The sequence below is a fragment of the Pseudomonas sp. Leaf434 genome (genome assembly GCF_001425545.1).
GTDB lineage: Bacteria > Pseudomonadota > Gammaproteobacteria > Pseudomonadales > Pseudomonadaceae > Aquipseudomonas > Aquipseudomonas siliginis.
The window spans coordinates 448,023-466,912 of record NZ_LMQZ01000007.1; the positions used below are offsets into that span (position 1 = coordinate 448,023).

General features: G+C 60.0%; 12 protein-coding genes and 2 tRNA genes. 9 read left to right on the top strand and 5 right to left on the bottom strand.

The genetic code is table 11. From position 1 onward, the window contains the following. Nucleotides 1-4 precede the first annotated feature (4 nt). Entirely contained in the window at nucleotides 5-1,294 is a 1,290-nt protein-coding gene (locus ASG55_RS14070) for an adenylosuccinate synthase (protein ID WP_016771943.1), read from the top strand. Between the two features lie 139 nt (nucleotides 1,295-1,433). Further along, nucleotides 1,434-3,368: a methyl-accepting chemotaxis protein gene (locus tag ASG55_RS14075; RefSeq protein WP_041480726.1), complete on the top strand. Its 1,935-nt coding sequence runs from the start codon at nucleotides 1,434-1,436 to the stop codon at nucleotides 3,366-3,368. 90 nt (nucleotides 3,369-3,458) lie between these two features. Here the strand turns inward: ASG55_RS14075 and ASG55_RS14080 are convergent, their stop codons facing one another. The 4 genes from ASG55_RS14080 to ASG55_RS14095 all read right to left on the bottom strand — a co-directional run bounded on the left by ASG55_RS14080 (nucleotide 3,459) and on the right by ASG55_RS14095 (nucleotide 6,689). After that, nucleotides 3,459-5,024: an ABC transporter permease gene (locus tag ASG55_RS14080; RefSeq protein WP_056787560.1), complete on the bottom strand. Its 1,566-nt coding sequence runs from the start codon at nucleotides 5,022-5,024 to the stop codon at nucleotides 3,459-3,461. Further along, the gene (locus tag ASG55_RS14085) at nucleotides 5,024-6,034 is read right to left on the bottom strand and encodes an extracellular solute-binding protein (protein ID WP_016771941.1); all 1,011 of its coding nucleotides are present in this window, start codon (nucleotides 6,032-6,034) and stop codon (nucleotides 5,024-5,026) included. Before ASG55_RS14085 ends, ASG55_RS14080 begins: the two co-directional genes overlap by 1 nt. 301 nt (nucleotides 6,035-6,335) lie before the next feature. Then, nucleotides 6,336-6,422 (bottom strand) — tRNA-Leu (locus tag ASG55_RS14090). Between the two features lie 180 nt (nucleotides 6,423-6,602). Then, nucleotides 6,603-6,689: transfer RNA gene (locus ASG55_RS14095), tRNA-Leu, on the bottom strand. A gap of 225 nt (nucleotides 6,690-6,914) precedes the next feature. Here ASG55_RS14095 and rnr point away from each other — a divergent pair. From rnr to dnaB, 7 genes are all read left to right on the top strand, one after another. Then, nucleotides 6,915-9,545, top strand: coding sequence for a ribonuclease R (rnr, locus tag ASG55_RS14100; protein ID WP_024011371.1), 2,631 nt, complete (start codon nucleotides 6,915-6,917; stop codon nucleotides 9,543-9,545). Further along, nucleotides 9,542-10,306, top strand: coding sequence for a 23S rRNA (guanosine(2251)-2'-O)-methyltransferase RlmB (gene rlmB, locus ASG55_RS14105; RefSeq protein WP_024011372.1), 765 nt, complete (start codon nucleotides 9,542-9,544; stop codon nucleotides 10,304-10,306). The genes rnr and rlmB overlap by 4 nt, the downstream gene beginning before the upstream one ends. A gap of 306 nt (nucleotides 10,307-10,612) precedes the next feature. Beyond that, nucleotides 10,613-11,035 (top strand): 30S ribosomal protein S6, encoded by a 423-nt coding sequence (rpsF, locus tag ASG55_RS14110; RefSeq protein ID WP_016771938.1) that lies wholly within the window; start codon nucleotides 10,613-10,615, stop codon nucleotides 11,033-11,035. A 29-nt stretch (nucleotides 11,036-11,064) separates the two neighbouring features. Beyond that, a complete protein-coding gene (gene rpsR / locus ASG55_RS14115; RefSeq protein ID WP_002551829.1) occupies nucleotides 11,065-11,295 on the top strand; it encodes a 30S ribosomal protein S18 in 231 nt (76 codons plus the stop codon). Nucleotides 11,296-11,331: 36 nt separating this feature from the next. Beyond that, complete coding sequence (locus ASG55_RS14120; protein ID WP_016771937.1) at nucleotides 11,332-12,225, top strand: hypothetical protein; 894 nt, start codon at nucleotides 11,332-11,334, stop codon at nucleotides 12,223-12,225. Nucleotides 12,226-12,243: 18 nt separating this feature from the next. Further along, complete coding sequence (rplI, locus tag ASG55_RS14125) at nucleotides 12,244-12,690, top strand: 50S ribosomal protein L9 (protein ID WP_003221136.1); 447 nt, start codon at nucleotides 12,244-12,246, stop codon at nucleotides 12,688-12,690. Nucleotides 12,691-12,809: 119 nt separating this feature from the next. Next, the gene (dnaB, locus tag ASG55_RS14130) at nucleotides 12,810-14,207 is read left to right on the top strand and encodes a replicative DNA helicase (RefSeq protein WP_016771936.1); all 1,398 of its coding nucleotides are present in this window, start codon (nucleotides 12,810-12,812) and stop codon (nucleotides 14,205-14,207) included. 39 nt (nucleotides 14,208-14,246) lie between these two features. Here the strand turns inward: dnaB and ASG55_RS14135 are convergent, their stop codons facing one another. Continuing rightward, nucleotides 14,247-18,887 (bottom strand): NEL-type E3 ubiquitin ligase domain-containing protein, encoded by a 4,641-nt coding sequence (locus ASG55_RS14135; RefSeq protein WP_082530298.1) that lies wholly within the window; start codon nucleotides 18,885-18,887, stop codon nucleotides 14,247-14,249. Nucleotides 18,888-18,890: the final 3 nt, after the last annotated feature.

Genomic DNA, 18,890 nt, shown 5'->3' on the forward strand with positions numbered 1-18,890 from the left:
TGTTATGGGTAAGAATGTCGTAGTCCTGGGCACCCAGTGGGGTGATGAGGGCAAAGGCAAGATCGTTGATCTGCTGACCGAACATGCTGCCGCCGTAGTGCGCTACCAGGGTGGCCACAACGCGGGTCACACGCTGGTGATCGACGGCGAGAAAACCGTCTTGCACCTGATTCCGTCGGGCGTGCTGCGCGAAGGCGTGCAATGCCTGATCGGCAACGGCGTGGTGGTTGCACCTGACGCCCTGCTGCGCGAGATCACCAAGCTGGAAGAGAAAGGCGTACCGGTGCGCGAGCGCTTGCGTATCAGCCCGTCCTGCCCGCTGATCCTGTCCTTCCACGTCGCGCTGGACCAGGCCCGTGAAAAGGCCCGTGGCGAGCTGAAGATCGGTACCACCGGTCGCGGCATCGGCCCGGCTTACGAAGACAAGGTTGCCCGTCGTGGCCTGCGTGTCGGCGACCTGCTGAACATGCCACGCTTCGAAGACAAGCTGCGTGAACTGGTGGATTACCACAACTTCATGCTGGTCGGTTACTACAAAGAGCCAGCCATCGAATTCGAAAAGACCCTGGCCGAGTGCAAGGAATACGCTGAGCTGCTCAAGCCGCTGATGCTCGACGTGACTGCCGAGCTGCACGATCTGCGTCGTGCCGGCAAGGACATCATGTTCGAAGGCGCGCAAGGTTCGTTGCTCGACATCGACCACGGCACCTACCCGTACGTGACCAGCTCCAACACCACCGCTGGTGGCGTGGCGACCGGTTCGGGCGTTGGCCCGATGTTCCTCGACTACATCCTGGGCATCACCAAGGCTTACACCACTCGCGTCGGTTCCGGCCCGTTCCCGACCGAGCTGTTTGACGAAGTCGGTGCACACCTGGCCAAGCAGGGTCACGAGTTCGGCGCTACCACCGGCCGTGCCCGTCGCTGCGGCTGGTTTGACGCCGTCATCCTGCGTCGCGCTATCGATGTGAACAGCATCTCGGGCATCTGCCTGACCAAGCTGGACGTACTCGACGGTCTGGAAACCATCAACATCTGCGTCGGCTACAAAGACGCGCAAGGCAATGCTGTTGCCCCGACCGATGCTGACAGCTACGTAGGCCTGCAGCCTGTGTACGAAGAAGTGCCAGGCTGGAGCGAATCGACCGTGGGTGCAAAAACCCTGGAAGAGCTGCCGGCCAATGCTCGTGCCTACATCAAACGCGTTGAAGAGTTGATCGGCGCGCCGATCGACATTATTTCGACGGGCCCGGACCGCAACGAAACCATCGTTCTGCGTCATCCGTTTGCTTGATAAGTCGTTGATGTAAAAAACAAAGGCTCCTTAATCGGGGCCTTTGTCGTTTATGCCTGTTGGACGGCATGACCTTTGCTGTGAATCTGTCTACAAGAGTGCCATCAAATTAATGGCGTCAGAAGTAGAGGGATTTAAAGTGTCAGCCGTTCTCTCACTGTTACAAAGCCGTTTGTTGCGGCCAGTGTTCGTTACCCTTGGTATCGCCCTTTTGGTGCAGGTGTTGGTGGCGGTTGCCCTGACGCGGAGCACGGTGACCGCGCTGGAAGCCGATCTGGCCGTGCGCCTGGGTGCCGACAGCCAGAAGCTCTCCGGTGAGCTGGAGCAGGCCGGGCGTGAAGTCACTTCGAGTCTTGATGCGTTATCGGCCAGCACTCGTCAGCGCCTGACGGTCGGCCTGTCCGCGCGTCTGAAAGAAGAGCAGGCGCAGCTGCGAGCGACGCTGGAAAAGGATCTGAAGGATTCGGCCAACGACATGGCGCAGTTGCTTGCATCCGTAGCGCCGCGTGCCATGTGGGACAGCGACGTGCCGACGCTCTCGGAGTTCGCCCGCCGCGCCCAGCGCAATCCCAACGTGCTGTTCGTGGTGTATGACGACGCCACCGGCCAGCATCTGACCCGTTATCTCAACCGTGAAAACCCGATCAACAAGGCCTTGCTGGAAAAAGGTCAGGGCGAGCGCGCGCTGGATAAAGTGCTGGATGCGGCGAAGAATGATCCTTCGGTCTACTACCTCGAGGCCTCGATCAATCCCAACGGCGTGGAAATCGGCAAAGTGCTGATGGGTGTGTCCACAGCCTCGGTGGAAACCGATCTGGCCGAGCTCGACAAGCGCTTCCTGGCGCTGATTGCCAGCAGCGATCAACTGGTCGGCGACAGCCTTAAAGGCGCAGCGGCGGACAGCGCCAAAGCGATGCAGGCGCGCCTGCAATCGGCGCAAGCCACCGCTGGTGAAATGAAAGCCAACACCGCACAAACCGTTCAGGAAGCTGCCGCCACTCTTCGCTGGCGCATTGGCCTTGGCCTGGCACTGGTCGGTTGCGGCGTGCTGCTGTTGCTGGCCGTGGTGCTCGGTCATCGGGTGGTCAATCGTCTGAAAATGCTCAATGCAGCGATGGACGATCTGGCAGCAGGCGAGGGTGATCTGACCAAGCGTGTGCAGATCAACAGCAAGGATGAAATCGGCGACATGGCCTCAGCGGTCAATCGCTTCGTGGATAAATTGCAGCCGATCGTACGCGAGGCGGGTGATGTCGCTCAGCGCACTGGCGTGGAAATCGGCGCGATGACTTTGCGCAACGCTGGCGCCGATGCGGCTGCCGGAATGCAGCGCGATGAAGTTGCAGAAAGCCTGCGCGCGCTGTCGCAAATGGCAGACGAGGCGCAGTCGGAAAGTCAGGCGATGCAGGCGGCGCTCAAGCAGGTTGTCGATATTCGTCAGGCCACCGATGAGAACACCCGGACTTCGGCGAAGGTTGGCAGCCTGATCGAAGCGCTGGCCGGGCAGGTCGATACCGGGGCGAAGGTTATCGAGCGACTGGCGCAGCAGAGCGAGCAGATTGAGGTGGTGCTGACGGTGATTCACGGCATCGCCGAACAGACCAACCTGCTGGCGTTGAACGCTGCGATCGAGGCGGCGCGGGCCGGTGAAACCGGGCGTGGGTTTGCCGTGGTGGCGGATGAAGTGCGGGCACTGGCGAGCAAAACGCAGAGCTCGACGGGCGATATTCAAGCGCACATCGTCGCTCTGCAACAGGGCGCACGTGAGGCAGTCGAGGCGATTGGCCAGGCCGGACGACAGGCCAGCGAAGGTTTGCTGGTCTTGCGCGACAGTGCGCGCTTGCAGCAATCGGTGCAGGCTTCGGTCGAGCAGGTGCATGCGGCGATCGGTCTGGCGACGCAAGCAGCAGCACATCAGGCGCAGGGTGCACAGGCAGTGCGTGGGCGCGTCGAAACGATTCATGCACAGGCCGAGAAAGCGGCGCAGGCAGTGGTGGAAACCACGGCCAGTGGCAAGGTGCTGGATGGTCTGGCGGCGCAGTTGAAGGCTAGCCTGGGACAGTTCCGCGCTTGATGTTATCCGGGCTGGCATCTTCGCGAGCAGGCTCGCTCCCACAGGGAAACTCAATCCATTGTGGGAGCGAGCCTGCTCGCGAAAACGGTATCAGCGGCTCAGATACATTCGCGTCGTCAGCAGATAAACCGGCAGCCCCGAGACCACAATCAACAACGCCGCATAAGGCGCCGCCGCCGCAAACTCGACATTCGCCGTATGCGCCCAGACTTCGGTCGCCAATGTATTGAGTCCGGTTGGGCTGAGCAGCAACGTCGCCGTCAATTCCTTCATCGCATCGAGAAACACCAGCGCAAACGCCGCGCCCAGTGCCGGGAAAATGATCGGTAATGTCACCCGGCAAAACGCCGTGAACGACGATGCGCCCAAGGTCCGCGCCGCTTCTTCCAGCTGCGGTGCAGCCTTGTTCAGTGCCGTACGAATCGGCGCCTGCGCCAATGGCAGAAACAGCAGCGCATAGGCGATCAGCAGCAAGCCCGACGTCTGATACAGCACCGGCACGTAATGCAGGGCGAAATACACCAGCGTCAACGCAATCACCAGGCCCGGCAGCGCGTGCAGCAGATAAGGCAGGCGTTCGGCCCAGATTGCCAATTGGCCTTTGTAGCGCACCACCAGCAGCCCGACCGGCACTGCCAGCGCCAGGCACAACGCCGCGCCGCCCAACGACAATGCCAGCGATGACAACAGCGCCTCAGTGATTGCTGCTACCGGGAACGCTGCCGACGAACCGACCGCCAGCCAGTAGGCCAACATCCCCAGCGGAACGCCGCTGCCGATAATCGCCAGCAACAGGCAATACAACTGACCTGCCGCAGCCCATGGCCCAAGCTTTACTTGCTCAGCCTGTCGCGCTGCACCTTGGCCAGTGCGCACATGCCGGCCCTTGCCGCGCACCCGCAGTTCCAGCCACAACAGCAGCAGGCACAGCGCCAGCAACACCGCCGAAAGCATCGCTGCGTTGGCGTTACTGAATTCCAGTTCGAATTGCTGGTAGATCGCCGTGGTAAAGGTATGCAAACCGATGATCGACAGCGCGCCGAATTCTACCAGCATGTGCAGGGCAATCAGCAGCGAGCCGGCCAACAGCGATGGCCACAACAGCGGCAGGGTGACGCGGAAAAACACGCCCCAGCGATTCTGTCCCAGCGTGCGGGCGGATTCTTCGAGAGAGGGATCGAGATTGCGCAGGGTCGCCGCGACTGGCAGGAAGATCAGCGGATACTTCGACAGGCTCATCACCAGAATCGCTCCGCCGAGGCCTTCGAACTGTGCACTCAGCGACACCCAGGTGAAGCTGCTGACAAACGCCGGCACCGCAAACGGCAGGCACAGGATCACGCCCCACAGGCGTCGACCCGGCAGATTGCTGCGTTCCAGTAGCCATGCCAGCGACAGGCCGATCACGGCGCAGGTGATCGTCACGCCGACCATCAGTGCCAAGGTGTTGCGCAACAGGCCAAACACATACGGGCGCCACAGCAAATGCAGCGCCTCGGCCCAGCCGGCCTGCCAGGCTTTCACCCCGACGTAGGCCAGTGGCAACAGGCTCAGTACCACCAGTAGCAATACCGGCAGCACCAGCCAGATCGACGGCCGCTTGCGCCTTGGCACATAACCCCCGCGCGCGGCGGGGGGCGATAACGATGCTGCCATCAGTTCAGGCCAACTTCGCGTTCCAGTTCCAGCGCTTCTTCAGCGTTGCCCAGATCCGCCGGGGTGACGTTCGGCGCTTCCAGTTCGCTGAACGGCTTGAGACCGCGATCCGATTCCATGCCTTTGTGCAGCGGGTATTCGGCGGTGGTCTGAGTGATCACGCGCTGACCTTCTTCGCTGGCCATGAAGGCGAGGAATTGCTGGGCTTCTTTTGGGTGTTTGCTGGATTTCAGCACGGCAGCGCTGGACACGGTGATCAAGCCGCCAGCGTCGCCGCCGGTGAAGTAATGCAATTTGGAATCGAGCTTGCCTTTCTCGCGTTGCAGGGCGAACCAGTAGTAGTTGTTCACCAGTACGGTGGCGACTTCACCGTTTTCCACCGCCTTGAGCGCGACCATGTTGTTACTGTAGGTCTTGCCGAATGCGCGCAGGCCGGTCAGCCATTCTTCGGCGGCGTCACGACCGTGCAGCTTGATGATCGCTACGGCCTGCTCCTGGAAGGCGCCGCTGGTCGGAACGAAGCCGACCTTGCCCTGCCACTGCGGCTCGGAAAATTCCATCACCGATTTCGGCAGGTCTTTTTCATCGATCAGTTTCGGATTGAACGCGACCACGCGTACGCGGGCGGTAACGCCGATCCAGGTGCCATTGGCGGCGACGTATTTTTCCGGCAGAACTGCCAGCGTGGCGTCATCGGCCTTGGCCAGCAGACCCTGTTCGCCGAGGTTATTCAGCGGCGGCGACTCTTCGGTGTAGATCACATCGGCGGGGGAGCGGTCGCCTTCTTCGATGATCTGGCTGGCGAGCTGGTTGCTGCTGCCTTTGCGCACGTTGACGTGGATGCCGGTCTTGGCTTCGAAAGCCTTGGCAATCGCGTCGCCGACTTCCTTGTGCTGGCCGTTGTAGAGAGTCAGGGAAACCGCATCGGCAGCCTGGGTGAGGGGAGTGGCGAGTGCCAGGCCGAGGAGGGTGAAGGTCAGGCCTCGGCGCAGGGTATTTCGAAACGTCATTCGCAGGGTTCCTCACTGTCGCATTGCAAAAACTTGCAACAATGATAAACGATATTGTTTCTCAAGTGCGCCTTGTGCGGGACAAGGGGATCGGGTAGGAGCTGCCGAAGGCTCGGGCCGCGTTCGGACGATCTTTTGATCTGCCTCCTGCGAGTTGCGGGGAAAAGCAAGATCAAGAGATCGCAGCCTCGTTGCACTCGTCGGCTCCTACAAGACCTGCGGAAATTCAGGAAGCCAGAAACGCAAAAACCCGCTTTCGCGGGTTTTTGTGAAATCCAAGGCGTGAACCTTGAATTTGAATTGGTGCCCAGAAGAAGACTCGAACTTCCACGACCGTAAGGTCACCAGCACCTGAAGCTGGCGTGTCTACCAATTTCACCATCTGGGCAATCATCGCAAGCGTTGCCGCTGTTGATGTGGCGCACTATACGGAGGCCTTTTTGATCTGTAAACCCCTGATTTGGTTTTAATAAATCAGTGTGAACAAAAGCTTTCCCGCAAATGCAAAAAACCCGCTTTCGCGGGTTTTGTGTGAGTCTTGAAACTGATCTAGTCTCAAACTCGAAATTGGTGCCCAGGAGAAGACTCGAACTTCCACGACCGTAAGGTCACCAGCACCTGAAGCTGGCGTGTCTACCAATTTCACCACCTGGGCATCATCGAAAGCGCTTGTGCGTCGTCGATGGCGCGCACTATACGGAGCGCCTTTTTAACTGTAAACCCCTACTGCAGAAAAAACTGAATTTTTTTACCAGCGGCGTTCAAAACCCTATCAGAGCGTCGATACAGGGCCATGCAAAGCCTTATAGAAGCGGAAATTTCCCGTTTCCCGGCGCCTATGCCAAACTAACCCGCATATAGACAAGGTGAAAACTCTCTAATGGCCGATTGGCAGTCCCTCGATCCCGAGGCCGCTCGTGAAGCGGAAAAATACGAAAACCCTATTCCCAGCCGCGAACTGATCCTGGCGCACCTCGCCGATCGGGGTTCGCCTGCTGCCCGCGAGCAACTGGTCGAAGAGTTTGGTCTGACCACCGAAGACCAGATCGAGGCCCTGCGCCGCCGCTTGCGCGCCATGGAGCGCGACGCTCAACTGATCTACACCCGCCGTGGCACTTACGCGCCGGTGGACAAGCTCGACCTGATCCTCGGCCGCATCAGCGGTCACCGTGACGGTTTCGGCTTCCTGGTGCCGGACGACGGCAGCGACGACCTGTTCATGAGCCCGGCGCAAATGCGTCTGGTGTTCGACGGTGACCGCGCGCTGGCCAGGGTTTCCGGGCTCGACCGTCGTGGTCGCCGTGAAGGCGTGATCGTCGAAGTGGTTTCCCGCGCTCACGAAACCATCGTCGGCCGCTACTTCGAAGAAGGCGGCATCGGTTTCGTCGTTGCCGACAATCCGAAGATCCAGCAGGAAGTGCTGGTCACCCCGGGCCGCAACGCCAATGCGCAGATCGGTCAGTTCGTCGAGGTGAAAATCACCCACTGGCCAACGCCGCGTTTCCAGCCGCAAGGCGATGTGGTCGAAGTGGTCGGCAACTATATGGCGCCGGGCATGGAAATCGACGTTGCTCTGCGCACGTACGATATTCCGCACGTCTGGCCTGAGGCGGTTGTGAAAGAAGCCGCCAAGCTCAAGCCGGAAGTCGAAGAAAAAGACAAAGAAAAGCGCATCGACCTGCGTCATCTGCCGTTCGTCACCATCGACGGCGAAGACGCCCGCGACTTCGACGATGCGGTCTACTGCGAAGCCAAACCGGGCAAGCTGCGTCTGTTCTCCGGTGGCTGGAAGTTGTACGTGGCGATTGCCGACGTTTCCAGTTACGTGAAGATCGGCTCGGCGCTGGACAACGAAGCTCAGGTTCGCGGCAACTCGGTGTACTTCCCCGAGCGCGTGATTCCGATGCTGCCCGAGCAACTGTCCAACGGCCTGTGCTCGCTGAACCCGCAAGTCGATCGTCTGGCCATGGTTTGCGAGATGACCATCTCCAAGTCCGGCGAAATGACCGACTACTGCTTCTATGAAGCGGTGATCCATTCCCACGCCCGTCTGACCTACAACAAGGTCAGCGCGATGCTGGAAACGCCGAAGGCTACCGAAGCGCGCAAATTGCGTGGCGAGTACACCGACGTCGTCCCGCACCTCAAGCAGCTCTACGCGTTGTACAAGGTATTGCTGGCCGCCCGTCACGTGCGTGGCGCGATCGATTTCGAAACCCAGGAAACCCGGATCATCTTCGGCTCCGAGCGCAAGATCGCGGAAATCCGTCCGACCGTGCGCAACGATGCGCACAAGCTGATCGAGGAGTGCATGCTGGCCGCCAACGTGGCCACTGCCGAATTCCTCAAGAAGCACGAAATCCCTGCGCTGTATCGCGTTCACGCCGGTCCGCCGCCAGAGCGTCTGGAAAAGCTGCGCGCGTTCCTTGGTGAGCTCGGCCTGTCCCTGCACAAGGGCAAGGACGGTCCGTCGCCGAAGGATTATCAGGCTTTGCTCGCGAGCATCAAGGATCGTCCGGATTTCCACCTGATCCAGACTGTGATGCTGCGTTCGTTGAGTCAGGCGGTGTACAGCGCTGAAAACGACGGCCACTTCGGCCTGAATTACGAAGCCTATACCCACTTCACTTCGCCGATCCGTCGTTACCCGGACCTGCTCACGCACCGCGCGATCCGCAGCGTGATCCATTCGAAACAGGACACCCCGCACGTTCGTCGTGCCGGTGCGATGACCATTCCGAAAGCGCGCATCTATCCGTACGACGAAGCGGCGCTGGAGCAGCTTGGCGAGCAGTGCTCGATGAGCGAGCGCCGCGCCGACGAGGCGACCCGCGACGTGGTGAACTGGCTCAAGTGCGAGTTCATGAAGGATCGCGTGGGCGAATCGTTCCCGGGCGTAATCACCGCTGTGACCGGGTTCGGTCTGTTCGTCGAGCTGACCGATATCTACGTCGAAGGCCTGGTGCATGTCACCGCGCTGCCGGGCGATTACTACCACTTCGATCCTGTGCATCACCGCTTGGCGGGCGAGCGCACCGGTCGCAGTTTCCGTCTTGGCGACACCGTTGAAGTACGCGTCATGCGCGTCGACCTCGATGAGCGCAAGATCGACTTCGAGATGGCCGAGAAAACCATCAGCGCGCCGATTGGTCGCAAGAAACGTGGCGCCGAAACCGCTGCGCCTGCTGCCAAGGCTGCGGAAGAAAAGGCTCCAGCGAAAACCGCCAGCCGTCGTCCGGCCAAGGAAAAGGTCGCCGAAGCCTATCGCCCGAGCGATGCCGTGGCGAAAAACGCCGAGCTGCGCAAAAGCCGTGAATTGAAGAAGGCCTTGCTGGCCGATGCGAAAAACGGTGGTAAAGCGGCGTCCGGGGGAAAGACCGGACGGTCGGCGCCTGACAGGGCGACCGACGGCAAGCCAGCCAAACCGAGCAAACACCGTAAGGGCCCGCCAAAAGCGGGTTCCGCTCCAGCCAAAAGTGGCGGGGCGCGTAAACCGAAGGCGAAGTCATGAGTCAGTTGGAAAAAATCTACGGCGTTCACGCGGTAGAAGCGTTGCTGCGTCACCACCCCAAGCGCGTCAAGCAGATCTGGCTGGCGGAAAGCCGCAACGATCCGCGCGTGCAGACGCTGGTCGAGCTGGCCAATGAAAACCGTGTTCAGGTCGGCCAGGCCGAGCGTCGCGAAATGGACGCCTGGGTTGAAGGCGTGCATCAGGGTGTTGTCGCTGAAGTCAGCCCGAGTCAGGTCTGGGGCGAGGCGATGCTCGACGAGTTGCTCGATCGCACCGAAGGCGCGCCGCTGTTGCTGGTGCTCGACGGCGTGACCGATCCGCACAACCTCGGCGCCTGCCTGCGTTCGGCCGATGCGGCCGGTGCGCTGGCGGTGATCGTGCCGAAAGACAAGTCGGCCACGCTGACCCCGGTGGTGCGTAAAGTTGCCTGCGGCGCGGCGGAAGTGATCCCGCTGGTGGCCGTGACCAACCTGGCGCGCACGTTGGAAAAACTTCAGCAGCGCGGTTTGTGGGTAGTCGGCACCGCTGGTGAAGCCGAGGTCAGCATTTATGACCAGGACCTGACCGGCCCGACCATTCTGATCATGGGCGCCGAAGGCAAAGGCATGCGTCGCCTGACCCGCGAGCATTGCGACTATCTAGTGAACCTGCCGATGGCCGGCAGCGTCAGCAGCCTCAACGTCTCGGTCGCCACCGGCGTGTGCCTGTTCGAAGCCCAGCGCCAGCGCGGTGCAAAAGCCAAGGCTGCCGCGAAGAAATAAGCTTCACGCAATCAACTGTGGGAGCGAGCCTGCTCGCGAAGAGGGAGTGTCAGTCGACGTCATTGTTGCCTGGCAGGCTGCATTCGCGAGCAGGCTCGCTCCCACATTCGTTTACGGTGTCTGGAAGATCGGTGGTTGTTCAAATATTCACCAATTGCCTTGCGCGCCCGCAGTCCCTTCTCTACAATTGCGCCCCTTGCTGTGACGGCAGGCACGCATGTGCCCCGCGCCAGCAAGTCCATAAGTGTCATTCACTCCTTGTCTGACCGTTTTTGAGCGGCAGGCTACAACCCGTAAGGAGCATTCATGCGTCATTACGAAATCATCTTTCTGGTCCACCCGGATCAGAGCGAGCAAGTCGGCGGCATGGTTGAGCGTTACACCAAGCTGATCGAAGAAGACGGCGGCAAAATCCACCGTCTGGAAGACTGGGGCCGTCGTCAACTGGCCTACGCAATCAACAATGTTCACAAGGCTCACTACGTGATGCTGAACGTTGAGTGCACTGGCAAGGCCCTGGCCGAGCTGGAAGACAACTTCCGCTACAACGATGCAGTGATCCGTAACCTGGTCATCCGTCGCGACGAAGCCGTTACCGGCCAGTCCGAGATGCTCAAGGCTGAAGAAAACCGCAGTGAGCGCCGTGAGCGTCGCGACCGTCCTGAGCACGAAGGCGCCGAAGGCACCGACAGTGATGACAGCGACAACAGCGATAACGCTGACGAGTAATCCACGGACCTTATTAAGGAGCCTATCAAATGGCACGTTTCTTCCGTCGTCGTAAATTCTGCCGCTTCACCGCTGAAGACGTGAAAGAGATCGATTACAAAGATCTCAACACTCTGAAAGCCTACGTATCCGAGACCGGCAAAATCGTTCCAAGCCGCATCACCGGTACCAAAGCTCGTTATCAGCGTCAGCTGGCCACCGCTATCAAGCGCGCCCGCTTCCTGGCCCTGCTGGCCTACACCGACAGCCACGGCCGCTGAGACCGGGCAGTCGACAAGTAGCAAAGGATTGAATGCATGCGCGCCTTAGCTGAGTTCATCATGCGAGGCCGAATGCAGGCCACTCTCGTGGTGGCCGGATGTGCAACATTGCCGTTGTTGTATTGGTTGGGTGCTGCCGCCGGGAGCCTTGTGCTGCTGCGGCGCGGATTGACGGACGCCCTTGGCGTTCTGTCACTGGGACTGCTGCCGGCATTGATCTGGTGGCTGTATGCCGACGACCCACGGGCACTTCTGGTGCTGCTGGGGTCTTCGGGGCTTGCGTTGGTTTTGCGCGCAAGCGAATCCTGGGTCCGCACGCTGCTGGTCAGCGTAGTGATCGGAGTGGTGTTTTCAGTGGTGCTCGGGGTCGCGTTTGCGGCCCAGATCGAGATGCTCGCGCAGGCCCTCATAAAGGTCATGCCGGCACTTCTCGGTGAGACCTACAAGCAATTGTCGGTCGATGAGCAAGCGCGTTTCGCGTCCCTGATTGCACCGGTCCTGACCGGACTGATTGCGGCCTTGTTGCAGATCGTCAGCGTGCTGAGCCTGATTGTCGGGCGGCATTGGCAGGCGTTGTTGTACAACCCGGGTGGTTTCGGTCGCGAGTTTCGCGCCATCCGCATCCCGCTGGGGCCGGCGATGTTACTGCTGGCGTTGATGCTTCTGGGCCCGAATCTCGGTGCACAGATGGCCATGTTGACGCCGTTGTGCAGTGTACCGCTGGTGTTCGCCGGGCTGGCCCTGATTCACGGGCTGGTCGGGCAGAAGCGACTGGCCGGTTTCTGGCTGGTGGGGTTGTACGTCACGCTGCTGTTGTTCATGCAGCTGATCTATCCGTTGCTCGTGGTTCTGGCCATTGTCGACAGCCTGATTGATTTTCGCGGTCGTCACGTGTCGAAAGACACCGACAGCGCGAACGGTGAAGGTTAAAAGTTAGAGGATTTTCACATGCAACTGATCCTTCTGGAAAAAATCGCCAACCTGGGCAACCTGGGCGACAAAGTAAACGTTAAGGCCGGTTACGGCCGTAACTACCTGCTGCCTTTCGGCAAGGCTACCGCTGCGACCGCTGCCAACCTGGCTGCGTTCGAAGAGCGTCGCGCCGAGCTGGAAAAAGCCGCCGCAGACCGTAAGGCATCGGCTGAAAGCCGTGCTGCCCAACTGGCCGAGCTGGAAGTGACCATCACTGCCACCGCTGGCGACGAAGGCAAGCTGTTCGGTTCGATCGGTACTCACGACATCGCTGACGCACTGACCGCCTCCGGCGTTGAAGTGCAGAAGAGCGAAGTTCGTCTGCCGAACGGCACCATCCGCAACGTGGGTGAATTCGACGTGGCCGTGCACCTGCACGCCGAAGTTGAAGCCACCGTACGCGTTGTCGTGGTAGCAGCTTAAGCAACACGGATCGGCTGGCGGCTTGTCCGTCAGACGGTTAACATCGGGCACGATCCTGTTTACAGGTCGTGCCCTTTGTCTTTCTGAATTCCCTGCTTTTCACTAATACTCAAGTGGCCATGAACGATATCTCCGCTCCCGAGCAATACGATCTGCAAACCGCTGCCCTGAAGGTGCCGCCGCATTCCATCGAGGCCGAACAGGCCGTACTCGGTGGTCTGATGCTGGACAACAACGCTTGGGAACGCGTGCTCGATCAAGTCTCCGATGGCGATTTCTATCGACATGACCACCGTCTGATCTTCCGAGCGATCGCCAAACTGGCTGATCAGAACTCGCCGATCGACGTCGTGACCCTTGCCGAACAGCTGGACAAGGAAGGTCAGACTTCGCAAGTCGGCGGCCTCGGCTATCTTGGCGAACTGGCGAAAAACACCCCGTCCGTCGCCAACATCAAGGCCTATGCGCAGATCGTCCGCCAGCGTGCGACGTTGCGCCAACTGATCGGCATCAGTACCGAGATTGCCGACAGCGCCTTCAACCCCGAAGGCCGCACCGCCGAAGAGATCCTCGATGAAGCCGAACGGCAGATCTTCCAGATCGCCGAAGCGCGGCCGAAGACCGGCGGCCCGGTCGGCGTCAATGAGTTGCTGACCAAGGCTATCGACCGGATCGATACCCTGTTCAACACCGCCGACGCCATCACCGGTCTGTCTACGGGTTACACCGACCTCGATGAAAAGACCAGCGGCTTGCAGCCGTCCGACCTGATTATCGTCGCCGGCCGTCCATCGATGGGTAAAACCACCTTCGCGATGAACCTGGTGGAAAACGCCGTGTTGCGCAGCGAAAAGGCTGTCCTGGTTTACTCCCTCGAGATGCCAGGCGAATCGCTGATCATGCGTATGCTGTCTTCGCTCGGCCGAATCGACCAGACCAAGGTGCGTTCCGGCCAGCTCGAAGATGACGACTGGCCGCGCCTGACGTCAGCGGTGAACCTGCTCAACGATCGCAAACTGTTCATCGATGACACCGCCGGTATCAGCCCTTCGGAAATGCGCGCGCGGACCCGGCGTCTGGTGCGTGAGCACGGCGATGTCGGCTTGATCATGATCGACTACCTGCAACTGATGCAGATCCCCGGTTCCAGCGGTGACAACCGCACCAACGAGATTTCCGAGATCTCGCGATCGCTGAAAGCGCTGGCCAAGGAATTCAACTGCCCGGTAGTCGCCCTGTCGCAGCTCAATCGTTCCCTCGAACAGCGCCCGAACAAACGCCCGGTCAACTCCGACTTGCGCGAATCCGGAGCGATCGAGCAGGACGCCGACGTGATCATGTTCGTTTATCGCGACGAGGTGTATCACCCGGAAACCGAGCACAAGGGCATTGCCGAAATCATCATCGGCAAACAGCGTAACGGCCCGATCGGGTTTATTCGGCTGGCGTTCATCGGCAAGTACACGCGCTTCGAAAACCTCGCGCCGGGCAGTTACAACTTCGACGACGACGAGTAACAGCAGACCGGATCATCCGGCCTGCTGTCGTGGTCGGTTTCAATCGGCCGAAGCTGCCGTCTCGCTGCTTGCAGTTGTTTCGACTCCGTCACCGGGGCGAATTTCCTCGCGGGTCAGTGCCTGGATCAGCGTCGCTTCGCTGATGGCCAGCTGTGCTGTGACGTCATTGGTTTGCGCCTGATATTCGGTTTCGGTCAGGGCATTTGTCGCAGACTGCGCGTCCAGTGCGGCCTGTTTCTGTTGATAGGGCTGACGTGCGGCGTCGAACCGGGACGAGTATTTGTGCGTGATGAAGTCCTGCCAGAAATCCATCGATACCAGAGCCTGAAACTCATCGGGGGAGTCGTTCAAGGCGATGACCTTTCGGTAGGCCACTTCCAGCATCGGCGATGTGACGCCGGCCATGCCGATAAAGGACAGTGTCTGCGGCTGAAACGGTAACTGCAGCCGATCCTTGAGCCCAAAGCGGTAGGCCATCGTCATCTCGTGCGGGTCGCGCAAGCGCAGCTGATGGATATTGCGCTCCCTCGCTGAAGTTTGCGGATCGTCGACGATTGCCCTGCTCGCAGCGATTTCGGCTGCGGCCAGATCATCGACCTGTCTGAGTCTGAACAGGCTTCTGGACAGGTCCACCAATCGAGCACCATCGCCGTCTTGCCTCGCCTGCATTCGCGCCTTGTGCGTCATGGTCAGTACTTGCATGTCTGTAAACGTGGCAGCGGCAAGGTCAGTGCAGCCAGCCTCGCAGGCGCGATCAAAAACGTCTCTGCGCAGCGCACGTGTCTGCACGCTGTTCTCGCTGATCGCATCGACCACGTCCCAGATCTGTCGGCGGAAATCGGCATGGTGGGCGAGCTTGGAAATGATGTTGAAAAAGCCATCTGAGCCCACCTGTGCTTTGAGCCTGTTCAATTGCTCGGCGCGAATCATCGCCTCGTCTGCCGTCATGCCGACGGTCAACTGCGGATAGACCGAAACAGAGTTCGTTGCCACTGCTTGCGGGTGGGCTGCCGAAAGAGAAGTCGTCAGCAGGTTCAATGGATTGTAGAGCGATGCTGCGGAGCGGTTCAGCCATTCACCGTAGCCGGCCAGGCGTTCTCGTGTGTATGCGCTCAGGGGATTACCGCTTATCTGAGTGCCACTGTTGACCTGAATCGAGTGCGTCAGGCGATCCGCTGCCGGTGCGACGACAAAGTCGGGCAGACTCGTGATCCGGTTGTCGTTCAGATGGACCTTGCCCAGCAGGGGCTGATCGAACAGTCCGGTTGGCCAGCTTTCGATGCCCGTATTGGACATGTCGACCTCGCGCATGTCAGTGATCGCACTGAAATCCGGGCTCACGCTCAAGTGCGGGTTGTCGTGAATCCACAAGGCCCTCAGAGTGGTTCTGCCGGCCAGTATCTGCGCGGTCTCGGCGGTGAGTTCCAGTTGATTGCCCTGCAGGAACAACCGCGTCATCCCGTGCATCTCGCCGATGGCCGGAGGGAGATCCCTGAGTCGATTGTTCGCCATGTTCAGCCAGCGCAAATGCCGGAAGCGGGTCAGGAAACCTTCCGGGGATTCGGTGAGATTCATGTTGTTGAGTTTGAGTGAGCCGACATGGCTGAAGTCGCTGCTCAGATCCGGCAGGGTTGGCAGTGTCAAACCGCTCAAATCCAGTTCAAGACCTATCGGCGTGCCGTCGAAGGCGTGTTGCTCGGGCGTTTCACGTCGCCAGCAACTGATGATCCGGTCCCGTGCCTCGATGCGCTCATTGCGGGTTTGAGTGTTGGCGTGCAATTGATTGACGCGGATATAGCGCAGACGATTGCTGCCTCCGGAAAAAACCCAGTCATCCAACTGGTTTTTCAGCACGGCGAAATCCTGCTCGAGCGCCAACAGCCTGGTCGCGACAGTGCCCTTGTCATGGCTCCAGATAAAATCCCGGCAGGCCTTGATGCTTTTGCCCGGAAACAGTCTTCGGTAGCGTTGCGCTCGCGAGTTCTCAGTATCGAATACGGCGGGGTGGGCTGGAGTCATCAACTCGGGATGCAGTTCATTGAGTCTTCTCCAGTAGCCATCGAACTTTCTCCAGTAAGGCGAAGGGAAGTCGTTGCCCTCAATCAGCGTGCGGTTGTTGATCCGCGCGACCACGGCCAATTGATCGGCAGGCGGGTTGATATGCGCGTCGGGGACGATGCGCAGTTTATTGTTGCTGAGGTCGACGCCGGTCAAGGTGGTCTTGTCAGCCAGCCCGAGGGGCCACTCGCTGATTCCGGTGTTCCTCAGCTCCAGTGTCTGCAGTCCGGACATCGCGCTGAAATCGGGCGGTATCTGCAGTGGGTTGTCAGAGAGCTTGACGGTAACCAGCTGATGCAATGCACTCAATGCACCAGCGCTGTGCTCATCGAGTTTTATCTGGTTTTCAGTCAGATTGAGGTGGGCGAGCCGGCTCATCCCGCTGATGGCTGCGGGCAATTTTTTCAGGCCGGAGCGGGTGATCGTCAGAATGTCCAGATCAGGCAACCGCGACAGGAACGTGTCGGCAGTGTCGGACCAGACGACGTTATTGAGGATGAGCATTTTCAACCGACTGAAGTCGGCCGTCAGTGACGGTAGCGGTCCGTTCACTGCTGGCAGCATGAGCGACGTCGATTCCTGGAGCCAGCAGTCCTTGATAGTCCGGGCAATGTATTCTGCCCGAAGCTTTTCCTGGCCGGCGGCGCTGGATGCTGCCGACGTGCTGTCGGCGACGTAAGCCTGCAGCTGTGCGTCGAGCACCTTGAACTCCTCGAAACGCCGGCTGATCGTGGCTTCTGCATCATCCCCCAGACCGATCAGGTATTCCCGGGCAGTTTGCGGGGTTCTCTCTGGATGCATCTGCAGCAGCATGGCGACTTCTGGAATGTCGCCATCAATCCGGAATGCAGCCGTGCGTGCGCTGGTGATCAGTGCCGGGTATTGCGCCGTAACCCGCTGCCAATAGACTTCCAGCCGCCGCCAATAACCGCTGGCGAAGGGATTGCCTTCGATCAGGGTGACGCGGTTGATATTGGCGATGGCGAGCAACTGATCACTCGCCGGGTTGATGATTGTCTGTGGAATTTCGCGCAATCGGTTGTCGCGCAGATCGATTGACTCTATCGCTAGCTGATCTCGCAGCCCCGTTGGCCATTCATCCAGCCCGGTGTTGCGCAGACTCACGGTCTTGAGCTGGAGCATGCCGCTGAAGTCCAGGGTCTTGCCCAGCGGGTTGTCCGACAGATCAAGGCTTTCCAGTTGGCTGAGCGAAGCCAGCTCGCCGGCGGTTTGCTCGCTCAGTTCAATGCGGTTCGCTCGCAGGTCCAGTTCCTTCAGGCCGGGCATCTGCGTGAGGTTCGCCGGCGGTGTATCGAGCGCCGAAGCGTTGATTTTCAAGCGCTCAAGGGCTGTGAACCGCTTGAGAATAGTTTCGGAGCCCGCCGACCATGCCACCGCCTGCAAGTGCAGCGTGCGTACATGGCTGAAATCTGCCGAGAGCGCAGCGATGCCAGCGCCGCCAAGATCCAGCTGCAGCGTTGTTCCCGTCTGCCGTTTCCAGCAACGCTTGATCTCTTGCGCGGCGCGCTCCACCGAAGGATGGGCCGCCCCGCCGGCCAGCGTACTGGTCTTCAGCCACGTCGCGAGTTCCAGCTTCAAGGTCTTGTATTCAGTCTCGACGCGGGTCAAGAAGCCTTGTACATCGTCGCCGTGGGGGCTCAGCAGCGTGCGGATCTGCTCGCTGTCCAGAGAGGGATAAAGTTTTCGCAGTCGCGATTGTGGCGTGCGCAGTCGGTTGAACGCGGTGTTGAGCCGTTCCCGCAGCCCCGGTGAAGCCGGTTGGTCGGGACTGCCACGCTGCATTCCGCCGGCTCCGCCGACTAAGATGCCTTGCCAGCCCTGACGGGCATCGAACACCACAGGCTCGGATCTGCCAGGGCGCGTAGCGCTGTAGATGTTGTCTAAGTCGGCGGCGACAGGATCTTGCGGGCGAACGATGCGCATCACTTCGGCCAGAGGCGTCGATGCATCGGGATCGTGCAAGACCTGATAGCCGTGATTATCGATCACTGCATAGAGCTTGCCGTCATGGCGGTGCAGCCCGTCGCTGTCGGGTGAGCTGGTGCTGAAGTCGAGCGGCGTGCGAAACGCCTGCAGACGCGCCCCCGATAAAGCGAAGGTGCTTGGTTGCGAAAATTCCAGCGCATGCCATCGACCACTCTCGGGGTCGTGCAGCATCAGCGGTCCGGAGGGGATCGATTCACTGGCCAGCCTGGCGCGCCAGAGGCCGCTCTGCGCATCCTTGCCCACCTGCACGAAGCCACCATCGATCATTTCCACGTAATGGCGGCCCTTGAATGTTCTCAGGCCTTCAGCGTCGGCATCGGGCAAGCCGATCGTTGCACTGAGCCGGTAATGCTCAGGCGGGTGGCCCACATGAGCGAAGGCGTCATGCATTGAAGCAATCGCCTGCACTGTGACGTTGGGAGCAGGAACGATTGCATCAGGATCGATACCGTCTGTGAGCCTGTTCGCGCGGATTGACGGGCCGCTCAACGTGGTCGGATCCAGGCCGGGGCGCGGGGTCAGGTTGAGGCGTGGCGGGGGCGTATCCATGGATGTGTCCGGTCGAATATGTGAATGACCGGGAAGCGTCACTTTCGACGGCGGTTTGCTTGGCATGTC